Source organism: Microbacterium yannicii, from assembly GCF_024055635.1.
Classification (GTDB): Bacteria; Actinomycetota; Actinomycetes; order Actinomycetales; family Microbacteriaceae; genus Microbacterium; species Microbacterium yannicii.
The window spans coordinates 101886-115146 of record NZ_JAMXMB010000033.1 but is presented as its reverse complement, the minus strand read 5'-3'; the positions used below and the strand labels follow the sequence as shown (position 1 = coordinate 115146).

General features: G+C 71.6%; 12 protein-coding genes. 9 read left to right on the top strand and 3 right to left on the bottom strand.

Features of this window, described 5'->3' with window-relative positions:
* Window positions 1-61: 61 nt before the first annotated feature.
* Entirely contained in the window at window positions 62-1336 is a 1275-nt protein-coding gene (locus NCG93_RS13910; protein ID WP_194412071.1) for an ABC transporter substrate-binding protein, read from the bottom strand.
* Between the two features lie 253 nt (window positions 1337-1589).
* Between NCG93_RS13910 and purS the strand changes: the two genes are divergently transcribed.
* Window positions 1590-1838, top strand: coding sequence for a phosphoribosylformylglycinamidine synthase subunit PurS (purS, locus tag NCG93_RS13905; RefSeq protein WP_194412072.1), 249 nt, complete (start codon window positions 1590-1592; stop codon window positions 1836-1838).
* Window positions 1835-2542: a phosphoribosylformylglycinamidine synthase subunit PurQ gene (gene purQ / locus NCG93_RS13900; protein ID WP_194412073.1), complete on the top strand. Its 708-nt coding sequence runs from the start codon at window positions 1835-1837 to the stop codon at window positions 2540-2542. The genes purS and purQ overlap by 4 nt, the downstream gene beginning before the upstream one ends.
* A gap of 102 nt (window positions 2543-2644) precedes the next feature.
* Here the strand turns inward: purQ and NCG93_RS13895 are convergent, their stop codons facing one another.
* The gene (locus NCG93_RS13895) at window positions 2645-3076 is read right to left on the bottom strand and encodes a DUF1761 domain-containing protein (RefSeq protein WP_194412074.1); all 432 of its coding nucleotides are present in this window, start codon (window positions 3074-3076) and stop codon (window positions 2645-2647) included.
* A 105-nt stretch (window positions 3077-3181) separates the two neighbouring features.
* On the opposite strand from NCG93_RS13895, the gene NCG93_RS13890 reads away from it, so the two are divergent.
* Both NCG93_RS13890 and NCG93_RS13885 read left to right on the top strand, forming a co-directional pair.
* Entirely contained in the window at window positions 3182-4114 is a 933-nt protein-coding gene (locus NCG93_RS13890) for a 2-hydroxyacid dehydrogenase (RefSeq protein WP_194412075.1), read from the top strand.
* A gap of 16 nt (window positions 4115-4130) precedes the next feature.
* Window positions 4131-4601: an anthrone oxygenase family protein gene (locus NCG93_RS13885; RefSeq protein WP_194412076.1), complete on the top strand. Its 471-nt coding sequence runs from the start codon at window positions 4131-4133 to the stop codon at window positions 4599-4601.
* A gap of 299 nt (window positions 4602-4900) precedes the next feature.
* On the opposite strand, the gene NCG93_RS13880 is transcribed toward NCG93_RS13885, so the two are convergent.
* Window positions 4901-5491, bottom strand: coding sequence for a nucleotidyltransferase family protein (locus tag NCG93_RS13880; RefSeq protein WP_194412077.1), 591 nt, complete (start codon window positions 5489-5491; stop codon window positions 4901-4903).
* A gap of 93 nt (window positions 5492-5584) precedes the next feature.
* On the opposite strand from NCG93_RS13880, the gene NCG93_RS13875 reads away from it, so the two are divergent.
* From NCG93_RS13875 to NCG93_RS13855, 5 genes are all read left to right on the top strand, one after another.
* Window positions 5585-6808, top strand: coding sequence for an XdhC family protein (locus NCG93_RS13875; RefSeq protein ID WP_194412078.1), 1224 nt, complete (start codon window positions 5585-5587; stop codon window positions 6806-6808).
* Window positions 6805-8163 (top strand): 8-oxoguanine deaminase, encoded by a 1359-nt coding sequence (locus tag NCG93_RS13870; protein ID WP_194412079.1) that lies wholly within the window; start codon window positions 6805-6807, stop codon window positions 8161-8163. The genes NCG93_RS13875 and NCG93_RS13870 overlap by 4 nt, the downstream gene beginning before the upstream one ends.
* 143 nt (window positions 8164-8306) lie before the next feature.
* On the top strand, window positions 8307-8969 hold the full coding sequence (locus NCG93_RS13865) for a pyridoxamine 5'-phosphate oxidase family protein (protein ID WP_194412080.1): 663 nt from the start codon (window positions 8307-8309) through the stop codon (window positions 8967-8969).
* A 154-nt stretch (window positions 8970-9123) separates the two neighbouring features.
* Complete coding sequence (locus NCG93_RS13860; protein WP_194412081.1) at window positions 9124-9963, top strand: FAD binding domain-containing protein; 840 nt, start codon at window positions 9124-9126, stop codon at window positions 9961-9963.
* Window positions 9960-13166, top strand: a complete 3207-nt coding sequence (locus NCG93_RS13855) for a molybdopterin cofactor-binding domain-containing protein (protein WP_194412082.1) — start codon at window positions 9960-9962, stop codon at window positions 13164-13166. The genes NCG93_RS13860 and NCG93_RS13855 overlap by 4 nt, the downstream gene beginning before the upstream one ends.
* Window positions 13167-13261: the final 95 nt, after the last annotated feature.

Genomic DNA, 13261 nt, shown 5'->3' with positions numbered 1-13261 from the left:
CACCCCGGTACTGCTGTCAGATCATGGCCGCGCGAGCGGACATGTCATCGGTGTCGACCGATCAGAACGCTTCGACTTCGGCGACGTAGTTGTCCCACGACGTCTGGGCGTCCTCCGTGCCGTCGAAGACACGGGTGATGGCGTCCTGCAGCGCGGTGTTGTACTTGAAGTAGTCAGCGCTCTTGTACGGCGTGACCGTGATCGCGTCCGACCGCTCCGCGAAGATCGAGCCGGTCGGGGCGTCGGCGAAGTACTCGTTCGTCGAGTCCGTGATCGAGGGAGCGGCCTGCGCGTCGATGGCGCTCGGGAACGCGCCGACGTTGACGAAGGTCTTCTCCTGCTGCTCGGGAGCGGTCAGCCAGTCAGCGAGCTTGAGCGCCTCATCGACGTTCTTGCCGTTGGCCGGGACGGTCAGGTACGAGCCACCCCAGTTGCCGCCGCCGTTGGGGAACGCGTTGGCGATCTCCCAGCCGGTGACCTCGGGCGCGTTGCCCGAGATGATGCCCAGCATCCACGGCGGGCACAGCATCGCCGCGAACTCGCCGTTGGCCATCGAGGCGTTCCAGTCGTCCGACCACTGGCCCGAGTAGGCCGAGTTGGGGATGCCACGCTCGACGACGAGGTTGTACGCCGCCTCGAGGTCCGGGTTGTCGGTCGCCACGACGGTGCCGTCGGGCTCGTCGTACGGGAACTCGATCTGGTTGACGATGCCCTGGAACGCGGAGTTCGCGGCGTCGATCATCGGCTTGCCGGTCGCGGCCTTGTACTGGTCGGCCAGGTCGAAGAACGTGTCCCAGTCGCCGTCGATCGCGCCGGCGACCTCGTCGGGCGTGGAGGGCAGTCCGGCGGCGGCGAACAGGTCGGCGCGGTAGCAGACGGCCTGCGGTCCGATGTCGGTGCCGAAGCCCACGAGACGCCCATCGGCGTCGGTCGCTGCTTCTTCCTTCCACTCGACCCAGCGGCCCTTGGCGCTGTCGGGCACCTCGGCGAGCAGGTCGGAATACTGCATCGCCTCGGCGAACCAGTCGACCTCGACGGCCTCGATGTCGGCCAGGCCTTCCTTGCCGAGCTTCGCGAAGTAATTCGTGCGGGCGTCATCGGTGATGGCCGCCTTGTTGTGGACGATCTTCACGTTCGGGTTCTCGTCCATGTACTCCTGGAGGAGTTCATCGTCGTAGCCGAAGTCGTTGAAGGTCGCCAGGGTCAGCGTGATCTGGCCGTCTTCGCTGCCGGCGTCGTCGTTGCCGCTGCTGCTGGCGCAGCCGGCGAGAACGATGGCCGAAGCCGAGAATGCGGCGATTGCCACAGCGCTTCTGCGGAAGGCGCGTGCGTTCACTGTCACTCCTTTGTGTTGTCAGGGTCGTGTGTTTGCAGGTTCGGCCCGGAGCGATCCGTGCCGTGGTGCGACCGTGGGAGCGGTCCCATCGATCGAGAGGTCACGCTACGGGAGCGCTCCCACGAAGTCAAGGGAGCGCTCCCACGGTTTGGTCACGGTTGCGTCACGGCCCGGAAATCCGGGCGTCGATACGACGGATGCCGCGGCCCGTAGACTGGAGGGGACCCCTGCCCGCGACATCCGGAGCTATCACATGCCCACCATCGTCGTCGACGTCATGCCCAAGGCCGAGCTTCTGGACCCGCAGGGAAAGGCCGTCTCGGGCGCATTCGCACGCCTCGGGGTCTCGGACTTCAGCGCCGTGCGCATCGGCAAGCGATTCGAGCTCACCGTCGAGGGCGAGGTCACCGACGAGGTGCTCGCCGAGGCCCAGCGCATCGCCGACGAGATCCTGTCGAACGCGGTGATCGAGGACGTCGTCGGCATCGAGGTCGTGGAATGACCGCCCGCATCGGCGTCATCACCTTCCCCGGCTCGCTCGACGACCGCGACGCGCAGCGCGCGATCGAGATCGCGGGCGGCGAGCCGGTCGCCCTGTGGCACGGCTCGCACGACCTCGACGGCGTCGACGGACTCGTCCTGCCTGGCGGCTTCAGCTACGGCGACTATCTGCGCGCCGGCGCGATCGCGGCGCTCGCCCCGATCATGTCGGAGGTGAAGGATGCCGCGGCCCAGGGCATGCCCGTCCTCGGCATCTGCAACGGCTTCCAGATGCTCGTCGAGGCGCACCTGCTGCCCGGCGGCCTGATCCGCAACGCGCACCAGCAGTTCATCCGCCGCGACCAGCGCCTCCGCGTCGAGAACAACGACACGGCGTGGACCAGCGATTTAATTTCCGGCCAGGAGATCGTCATCCCGCTGAAGAACGCCGACGGCGGGTACATCGCCTCCGAGGACGAGCTCGATCGTCTCGAGGGCGAAGGCCTCGTGGTGTTCCGGTACGTCGGGGTCAACCCCAACGGCTCGCTCCGTGACATCGCCGGCATCACCAACGAGCGCGGCAACGTGGTCGGCCTGATGCCGCACCCCGAGCACGCGGTCGAGCCGGGCTTCGGCCCCGACACCGCGGTCGCCATGCGGTCGGGCGTCGACGGCCTGTCGTTCTTCACCTCGGCCATCGCCGCCGTGGTCGGCGCGGCGGCCTGAGCCGCGGCGTCCCCTTCCGTGAGAGTGCATCTCGGCGCCGAGGGGTAGGGGCGTTCCCTATCCCTCGTCCACCGGCTGCACTCTCGCGTGGAGTCGGATGGCTCAGACCGTGCCGGCGGGCGGCCAGACGCCGATGATGAGCGCCATGATGACGATCGTCACCAGCTCGTGGGCGATGTTCAGCACCGTGAGCGACGACGGCCTGCCCTCGAACTGGTCGTGCGTGATGAACCGCGCGGCCGTGAAGCCCGCCCACAGGATGACGCCGGTGGCCAGCGCCGACCAGAGGTAGCTGCCGCCGTAGAAGTGCCACGCGATCGACGACGCGCCGGCGAGCACCCACGCTGTGACGAAGCTCACGACGACGGTGACGACGATCGGCACGACGGCGCTCGCGCCCGGCCGATCCATGTCGACGTTCGCGAGTCTCGCCCATCGGGTGCCAAACACCTTCGGCGTGTACCAGATCGAGCCGACGACCATGCTCGACGCTGTTGCGATCAGCACCGCCCAGTAATTGATCTCAGGAACCACGTCCGCCTCCTCTGCCAGCGCCGCTCGAGCGACGGCGCTCGCTGGGCGAGAGCGTAGCGCCGCCCGGGGACGCCCGACCCGCACCGCGCGGGTAGCGTGGACAGGGTGAGCACCGGCATCCCGAATCTCGTCGTCAGCGTCCCCACCGAAGAACTCGCCGCCGATCTCGGGGAGCTCCCCGCCGGCGTCGAGCTGGTGGTATGGCCGATGGATGCCGCAGCCCCGCGCGAGCGTTTCGACATGGTCGTGCCGCCCTACATGTCGATGGCGCGCGTGCTCGAGCGCCTCGAGGGAGTCGAGGTCGGGCTCGTGCAGGGCCAGTCGATCGGATACGACGGCGTCGCCGACATCCTGCCGGCAGGCCTCACCTTCGCCAACGCGGCCTCCGTGCACGAGACCTCCACGGCGGAGCTGGCCGTCGGCCTCGCCATCGCCGCGCAGCGTCACTTCGACCGGTTCGCCGTCGACACGGCCGCCGGCCGGTGGGCACCGGTCTTCGCGCAGAGCCTCGCCGACCGCCGTGTGCTGCTGCTCGGATACGGTGGCGTCGGCAAGGCCGTGGCCGCGCGTCTCGAACCCTTCGAGGTGGAGCTCACGCCCGTCGCCTCGCATGCGCGCGACGAGGACGGCGTCGCCGTGCACGGCATCGACGAGCTGCCGGCACTGCTCCCCCACGCCGAGATCGTGATCCTCACGCTGCCCGGCGGCGCCGCGACCCAGAAGCTGGTCGACGACGCGTTCCTGTCGGCCCTGCCCGACGGCGCGCTGGTCATCAACGTCGGCCGCGGCTCACTCATCGACACCGAGGCGCTCGTGGATCACGTCGGCCGTCGCCGCATCCGCGCCGCGCTCGACGTCACCGATCCCGAGCCGCTGCCCGAGGGACACCCGCTCTGGAGCCTCCCGGGCGTGCTCATCACGCCGCACGTGGGCGGCGCCTCCAGCGCGATGCGCCCGCGCGTCGCGAAGCTGGTGCGCACGCAGATCGAACGCCTGGTCGCGGGTGAGCCGCCGTTGAACGTGGTGCTCGGCGCCTGACCTCGGCGGACGGAACGTGGACATCCAGAACGCACTGGCCGCGGCGGCCGCTCTCCTCGGCGCAGCGATAGGCGGCGTGTACTTCGGCTTCTCGCTGCTCGTCATGCCCGGCCTCTCCCGCTCGCCCGATGACGCGGCGCTGCGTGTCATGCAGCAGATCAACCGGTCCGTCAGGCCGGTGTTCCTGCTGCTGTTCGTCGGCTCCACCGCGGTGGCCGTCGCCTCGGCCATCGCGGAGCTCGTCGCGTGGCAGGGCGCGGTCTCGGCCTGGCGTCTCGTCGGCGATGTGCTGATCGTCGCGCATTTCTTCGTGACCGCGGGCTTCCACATCCCCCGCAACACCGCCGTGGAGCGGCTGTCGCCCGATGACGCGGCGGCCCGGCGCACCTGGCAGGCGACGGCACGCGAATGGACGATCGGCAACCACGTGCGCGGCTGGTGCGCCTTCCTCGGCGCCGCGGTCCTGATCGTGACGCTCCTGCTCTGACCGCCCGCGCCGCACCCGGGGCAGCAGCGAGACCAGAGACGTTTCGTCTCGGTCGCTGGCGCTCCCTCGCTCAACGACCGGAACAGGAGTATGCCGTCGTGCGCGCGAGAAGACACGACGAACGCGAGCCACCCGGTCGTTGAGCGAGCGAGGAACGAGCGAGACGAAACGCGCCGCACCCGGGGCAACAGGGAGACCCAAGGCGTCTCGTCTCGGTCGCTGGCGCTCCCTCGCTCAACGACCGGAACAGGGGCGCGTTCGCCGCACTCGACGACCGGTGGGAGCCGCGCCGCCTGGCGTCAGCGGCGGTCGATGTCGGCGCCCGACCAGAGGTCGCCGCACTCGACCTCGACGACGCCGCGGGTGACGAGATACGGTCGTGCACCGCGGTCACCCTCCACTGCGTCGCTCAGCGTGGCGAAGTGCGAGCGCTCGATCGCCACCGGATGCCCCGGCATACCGCCGTACACCCCCTGAACGAGGGGCGCTCCGCGACGAAGGCTCACGATGACGCGATGGACGACGGAGGCCGGCGCGTCGGGGGTGTCGACGGGCAGCACGACCACCGCGTCGAACGCACCCTGATCGGCTCCCGTCACCGGATCGCTGGAGGCCGAGCCCTGCGCCGCGCGCAGTCCCGCTCGCAGCGACGCGGAGAGTCCGGCGGCCCAGTCTCGGGCCTCGACCACGCGGGCGCTGTCCGGCACGAGCGCGGCGACCTCGTCGGCACGGGCGCCGACGACGACCAGCACCTGATCGCACCCGCCGTGCTGCAGCGTCCGGACGCCGCGAGCGACCCATGGCTCGCCGTCCGCCGTGCGCGCGAGACCTTTCGGCGACCCGTATCGGGTTCCGGCTCCCGCCGCGAGCACGATCCCGCAGATGCGCACGAACCGGCCTCCTCCGCATGGGATGCCGCGGCGGTGCCGACGGCGTTTCCTGAGCGTAGTCCGCACGAAACACAGCGGGCCTAGCGTGTGCGCATGCTCGAACGTGCCCGTGAACTGCTGCCGCTGCTGCGCGACGGCGACTCGCTCGCGGCCGTGACCGTCACCCGGGTGGCGCGGAGCGCACCGCGTGGCGCCGGCGCGACGATGGCGGTGACGGCGGACGGACGCGTGATCGGATCGATCTCCGGCGGGTGCGTGGAAGGCGACGCGATCCTGCTGGCGCACGGCGCCCGCCTCGATGGCGCGCCGCGGACCGCGCGGCTCGGGTTCTCGGACGACGCCGCCCACGCCGCGGGACTCGCCTGCGGCGGGAGCGTGGATGTCGCGGCCTACGCCGTGCCTTCCGAGCCTCCGGTCATGGACGCGCTCGAGGCGGCCGCCGCGGGCCGCGGTGTCACGGTCGGGCTCGTGCTCGCCGGGCCGGTTGCAGGCACGGTGCTGGACGAGCGCGCACTGCGTTCTGCGACGGCGGGCTCGTCCGAGGCGGCGGCCGCACTCGAGACCGCGATCCGCGATCGAGACACCGTCGTGGTCGCCGGCGCCCTCGACGGCCACGACGTCCTCGTGCTCTCGCACGCCCCGGCACCCCATCTCATCGTCATCGGCGCCGGCGAGCATGCGGCGGCCCTGTGCCGCGTGGCCGCGGCCGCCGGCTTCGCCGTGACCGTGTGCGACGTGTGGGAGACGCTGGTGACGCGCGAGCGCTTCCCCGCGGCTGTCGAGCTGGTCGTCGGACTCCCGCACGAGCACCTGGCAGCGCTCGATGCGTCCGTCGTGGACGACCGGACGGCCGTCTGCGTCCTGACCCATGACGAGCGATTGGACGTTCCGGCCCTCGCCGCGGCCCTCGCCCTCCCCGTCGGGTTCGTCGGCGCGATGGGAGCCCGCGGCACCGTGGCACACCGCAACGCGCTGCTGCGCGAGGCCGGGGTCACGGCGGCCGAGATCGCACGGGTGCGGTCGCCCCTGGGCCTCGACCTCGGCGGCGCGAGCCCCGAGGAGACCGCGATCTCGGTGCTCGCCGAGATCGTGGCCACACGGCACGGAGGCTCCGGTGTCCCGCTGAGCACGCGCTCCGGGCCGCTCCACCGGAGGGGCGCCGCCGCAGCGCCGCACGCTGCGGAGTCGCCCTCTCACCAGGCGCCCTCGAGCGAGACGTCGGCGGGCGCCACGATCTCCACAGCGTCTGCGCCGCAGTCCCCTGCCGCCCGCGCGACCTCGGGCTGCGGCATCCCCCTCCCGGCAGGAGCCTCATGACCCGCACGATCATCGAGAACGCACACGTCGTCACCGTCGACGCCGTCGCCACCGAGCACGCCGGCGGGCACGTCGTGATCTCGGACGGACTCATCGCCGCGGTCGGCCCCGGACGCGCGGACGACCGCTGGCGCGACGGCGCCGACATCGTGGATGGGCGCGGGTGCCTCGTGACACCGGGACTCATCAACACCCACCACCACCTCTACCAGTGGCTGACGCGCGGGTACGCCCAGGACTCGATCCTGTTCGACTGGCTCACGGCGCTGTACCCGCTGTGGGCGCGCATCGACGCGGAGCTCACCGGCGTGGGCGCTGCGGGCGGGATGGCGGTGCTCGCGCGGTCCGGCTGCACCACGGTCGGCGACCACCACTACGTCTTCCCCCGCGGGTCGGGCGACATCGTGGGCGCGCTCGTCGAGTCGGCGTCGACCATCGGCGTGCGCCTTCACGCGACGCGGGGGTCGATGGACCTCGGGCAGTCGCAGGGCGGGCTGCCGCCCGACTTCGCGGTCGAGACGACGGATGCCGCCCTGCAGGCGTCGCAGGAGGCGGTCGAGCGCTACCACGACCCGTCGTTCGACGCGATGGTGCGGATCGCGGTCGCCCCCTGTTCGCCGTTCTCGGTGACGGCCGACCTGCTGCGGGAGGCGGCGGTGCTCGCCCGGTCGCTCGGCGTGCGGCTGCACACGCACGCGTCCGAGACGGTCGAAGAGGACGCATATTGCGCCGAGCATTTCGGCCGGACGCCGACGCAGTACCTCGAAGAGCTGGGGTGGCTGGGGGACGACGTCTGGATGGCGCACGGCGTGCACCTCGACGCCCCCGCGATCGAGCGCTACGCCGCGACCGGCACGGGCGTCGCGCACTGCCCGTCGTCGAACGCGCGGCTCGCCGCCGGCATCGCGCCGGTGCGCGCGCTGCTCGACGCCGGTGTTCCGGTCGGGCTCGGTGTCGACGGCTCGGCCTCGAACGAGTCGGGGCAGCTCGGCGTCGAGATCCGCGAATCGGTGCTGATGAACCGCCTGCGCACCGGCTCGGAGTCGATGAGCGTCCGCGACGGGCTGCGCATCGCGACGATGGGCGGTGCGCGCGTGCTCGGCAGACAGCACGAGATCGGATCGCTCGAGCCCGGCAAGCTCGCCGACATCGCCGTGTGGGAGGTCGATCGCATCGAGCACGCCGGCATCCTCGATCCGGTGGCCGCGCTCGGCCTCGGCGCCCTGCCGCCACTCAAGCGCCTCTACGTCGGCGGCAGGACCGTCGTCGAGGACGCGACGCTGGTCACCGCCGACGAGGGACGTCTCGCGCGGGATGTGGCCGCGGCATCCGTCGCTCTCGCGGAGCGTCTCTGACGAACAGCCTCGACCCCAGTGGCATTGGGGGCGGGGTGCGGAAGGACGGGAGACGGATGCCGCGCCGCGCCGTCCGTCGCGCCGCAGGCCCTTCCGTAACGCACCGGTCGGGGGTATGACCGAAGGAGGAAGAGGAGGCGGCGATGGATGCTTCCCGATCGGCGGGGCGCGAGACGGACCCGGCGGCTTCATCGGCCGGAGTCGGAGCTGCTCCCCGCGGGACCGCGCAGGTGGAGCGCCTCGCGACGTCGGAATGCTGGTCGCTGCTCCAGGAAGCGCGACTGGGACGGCTCGCCGTGATCCACGCGGACGGCGCACCCGACGTCTTCCCCGTGAACTTCACCACCTACGAGGGCTCGCTCTTCGTGCGCACCGCCCGCGACGCGAAGCTCCTGCACATCGCACAGCATCCGCTCGTCGCGTTCGAGGTCGACGGCGAGACGGACGACTCGCTCTGGAGCGTCGTCGTCCGGGGCGGAGCTGCCCGTGTCACGAGCGACGACGAGATCCGCCGCAGCGGCGTGCGCGAACTCGAGTCCTGGAGCCCGACACCGAAGTTCTTCGCGATCAGGATCACCGCGAGCACCGTGACAGGCCGGCGCTTCCCGAAGCATTCCGGACGCGCCGATCCGCTGATCCCCTTCGAGGGGAGCGTCCGAGCGGATGCCCCGCCCGAGCCGCCACGTCCGTCCCGCGGCGAGTCGCCGCAGCCGATCCCGCACCGCGGCCCACGCCCCGACCCTTCGACTCACCCGGACGATGCCGGCAGCGCACAGCGCGATGCCGCCGGCGCGCAGGGCGACTGAGACGTCTTCGCGCTCCTCGGCGGACCGTCACCGCAGAATCGGCGCGCGCCCGCAATCGGGCGAAACACCGGTGAAACCGCGCATTGCTTGACTGTCGGATCAGCGCCCCGCCTCGAAGGGGCGACGCCGGCAGTCGCAGCGGAAGGACGCACGCGTGGACATCACCTCGGTCACCTCGTACCGCCGGGCGCGCGGGCGGGACGACCTGCGCCTGGTCGCAGGCGAGACGTTCCTCGCGGGCGGCACCTGGCTCATGAGCGAGCCGCAGCCCGGAACGACGGGGTTCGTCGACCTGACGACCATGGGATGGCCCGCCCTCGAGATCACCGACCAGGGCCTTCGCATCGGAGCGACGTGCACCATCGCGGACCTCGTCGCATGGGCCGAAGGCCGCGGGGCGCAGGGCGTGCCTGCGGGGTGGGCCGCGGCATCCGTCATTCCGGACGCGGCGAACGCGCTGCTCGCGTCGTTCAAGATCTGGAACACAGCGACTGTCGGCGGCAACGTGTGCCGCTCGTTCGCCGCGGGTGCGATGATCTCGCTGGCCGTCGCCCTCGACGGCACCGGCGAGGTGTGGACCGCCGGAGGGGGGAAGTACACGCTTCCCGTCGCGGACCTCATCACCGGCAACGGCGAGAACTCGCTGCGGCGTGGGGAGGTGCTGCGCGCCGTGGACCTGCCTGAGCACGCGATGCGGTCGCGCGTGCTGCTGCGCAAGATCGCCCTCGCCGAGCACGGACGATCGGGCGCGGTGGTGACCGGGCGGCTCGACGTCGACGGCGAAGTCGTGGTCACGGTGACGGCGTCGACAGAGCGCCCCGTCGTGTTCCGATTCCCGCAGGTGCCCGATGCGGCGATCCTCGCCGAGGTCGTCGGAGGAGCTCCGGGGTATTACAGCGACTCGCTCGGCGCCGCCGACTGGCGCCGAGCGGTGAGCGTCGTGCTGGCCGAACGGATCCGCGGCGATCTCGCACGGCAGGAGCGCGCGGCATGAGGCTCGAGGTCAACGGCGAGCCGCTCGAGGCCGAGCCCCGCGCCGGGCAGTGCCTGCGGACACTGCTGCGCGAGAACGGTCATCACGAGGTCAAGAAGGGCTGCGATGCCGGGGACTGCGGCGCGTGCGGCGTGATCCTCGACGGCATGCCGGTGCACTCGTGCATCATCCCGGCCGTGCGGGCCGAGGGCGCTTCCGTCACGACGGCGGCAGGGCTCGCTCCCGGTGACGGCCTGCACCCGGTGCAGGAGGCCCTCGTCGAGCACTTCGGCTTCCAGTGCGGGTTCTGCACCCCCGGGATGGCGGTGACCGCCTCGACGCTGAGCGCCGACGACCTGCCCGATCTCGACCGGCGCATGAAAGGCAACCTGTGCCGCTGCACCGGGTACCGGCCGATCCGCGACGCGATCCAGGCCGCGGTGCTCGGCCCCGTGCGCGACACGGGGTGCGCTCCGACAGGCTCAGCGACCGGGGGTTCCGATCCCGTGCGCAACGCGGGGTGCGCTCCGACGGGCTCAGCGACCGGGGGTTCCGATCCCGTGCGCGAGACGGGGTGCGCTCCGACAGGCTCAGCGACCGGGGGCTCCGATCCCGTGCGCGAGGCGGGGTGCGCTTCGACAGGCTCAGCGACCGGAGGTTCCGATCCCGTGCGCAACGCGGGGTGCGCTTCGACAGGCTCAGCGACCGGGGGTCCCGATCCCGTGCGCGAGACGGGGTGCGCTTCGACAGGCTCAGCGACCGGGGGTTCCGATCCCGTGCGTGAGACGGGGTGCGCTTCGACAGGCTCAGCGACCGGGGGTTCCGATCCCGTGCGCAACGCGGGGTGCGCTTCGACAGGCTCAGCGACCGGCTGCTCGGAGACCCTGGCCCCGGTCCCTGAGCCTGTCGAAGGGCTCGTCGGGCAGTCCGTGCGACCCGAGCCCGGCCGCCGCATCGTGCAGGGGCTCGAGCCCTTCACGTTCGACACCGACACCTCCGACGCCCTCGTGCTCCGTGTCGTCGGCTCGCCGCATGCGCACGCCCGCATCGTCTCGATCGATGCGACGGCCGCCCGGGCTGTGCCGGGGGTGGTCGCCGTCTTCACGCACCAGAACGTCACGGCGCGGCGGTTCTCCACTGCACGGCACGAGCACCGCGAGGACGACCCCGACGACACCCGCATCCTCGACGACGTGGTGCGCTTCGTCGGGCAGCGGGTGGCGGCGATCGTCGCAGAGACGGCGGAGGCCGCCGACGAGGCCTGTCGTCTGATCGCCGTCGAGTACGACGTGCTCGACGCGGTCTTCGATCCCGAAGAGGCGCGGCGCCCGGGAGCACCGGTGTTGCACCCCGGTCTGACGGCCGAGCATCGCGTGGCCGAGGCATCCCGCAACGTGCTGGCGACGCTCCACGACGGCATCGGCGGTGATGTCGAGGCAGCCCTCGCGGCGAGCGCGGTCACCGTCACCGGCACGTGGCAGACGAGCCGCGTCTCGCACGCGCAGCTCGAGACGCACGGCGCGGTCGGCCGCCTGGACGAGGAGGGCCGGCTCGTCATCCGCTCGAGCACGCAGGTGCCGTTCCTCGTGCGGGACGAGCTGGCACGGCTGTTCGAACTGCCCCGCGAGCGCGTGCGGGTCCATGCGGCGCGCGTGGGCGGTGGCTTCGGCGGCAAGCAGGAGATGTTCGCGGAAGACCTGGTCGCCCTCGCCGTGCTGCGCACCGGACGCACGGTGGCGTACGAGTTCACGCGCGCCGACGAGTTCCGGCGCGCCTCGGTGCGGCATCCGTTCCGGGTCGGCGTGACCCTCGGCGCCACAGCGGAGGGCGTGCTCACCGCGATCAGACTCGACGTGCTGAGCGACACCGGCGCCTACGGCAACCACGGCATCGGCGTGATGTTCCACGGCTGCGCCGAATCGATCAACGTGTACCGCTGCCCGGTCAAGCGCGTCGACGCCGAGGTCGTCTACACGAACAACGTGCCGTCCGGAGCCTTCCGCGGCTACGGGCTCGGCCAGGTGATCCTCGGCGTCGAGTCGGCGCTCGACCTGCTCGCCGAGCGGCTCGGCATGGATCCGTTCGACCTGCGCCGCCTCAACGCCGTGCGGGCGGGCGACCCGCTCCTCACCGTGCGCGACGAGCACGACGAAGACCTCGTGTGGGGCAGCTACGGCCTCGACCAGTGCCTCGACCTGGCGCAGGGCGCGCTCGAACGAGGCAACGGCGTGCCGGCACCCGACGGCTGGCTCGTCGGCGAGGGCATGGCGCTGTCGTTCATCGCCGCGATGGCCCCCGGCGGCCACCACGCGCACACGTCGGTGACGCTCCGCACCGACGGCACGATCGCACTCGCGGTCGGCACGGCCGAGTTCGGCAACGGCACGAGCACCGTGATGCGTCAGATCGCGGCGACCGTGCTCGAGGCAACGCCGGAGCGGATCCTGCTGCGCGGTTCCGACACCGACCTCGTCCTCCACGACACCGGAGCGTTCGCCTCGGCCGGCGTCACCGGCGCGGGCAAGGCGCTGACCGCCGCATGCCGGCAGCTGAAGGCGCGCATGCTCGAGTCCGCGCGCCGCCTCACCGGCACGGATGCCGTGCGACTGGCCCCCGGCGGGGTGCAGGCGGGCGCTCGCCTCGTCTCGTACACCGAGCTGGTGCGAGCCGCCGTGGCGGCACACCGAACGGCGGAGGGCATCGTCGGCACCGGCAGCGAGCATGGCGACGAGCGAAGCCTGTCGTTCAACGTCCACGCGGTCCGCGTGGCCGTCGACCCGGAGACCGGCACCGTGCGGGTGCTGCAGTCCGTGCAGTCCGCCGACGCGGGATTCGTGATGAACCCCGCCCAGTGCAGGGGGCAGATCGAGGGCGGCGCCGCCCAGGGACTCGGCAGCGCGCTCTACGAAGAGGTGCTGATCGACGACGCGGGAGCCGTCGCCAATCCGGCCTTCCGCCTGTATCGCGTGCCGCAGTTCGCCGACGTCCCGACGACCGAGGTGCTGCTGGCCGAGACCCACGACTCGGTCGGGCCGTTCGGCGCGAAGTCCATGAGCGAGTCGCCCTACAACCCGGTCGCCGCCGCCGTGGGCAACGCGATCGCACGTGCCGTGGGCCGCCGTCCATACCATCAGCCCTTCACCCGCGAGCGGGTGTGGCGGCTTGTGAACGACGGCGCGAGGGATGCGGCATCCGTCCCGTTCGAGGCGTCCGTCGCCCGCTGAAGCGAAGCATCCGGGGGCCGGATCGGCTACCCGGCGCACGTCGTCACACCCCGGAAACACCGGGGCGCACGAGGCGAAACGTCGAGGTCATAGCG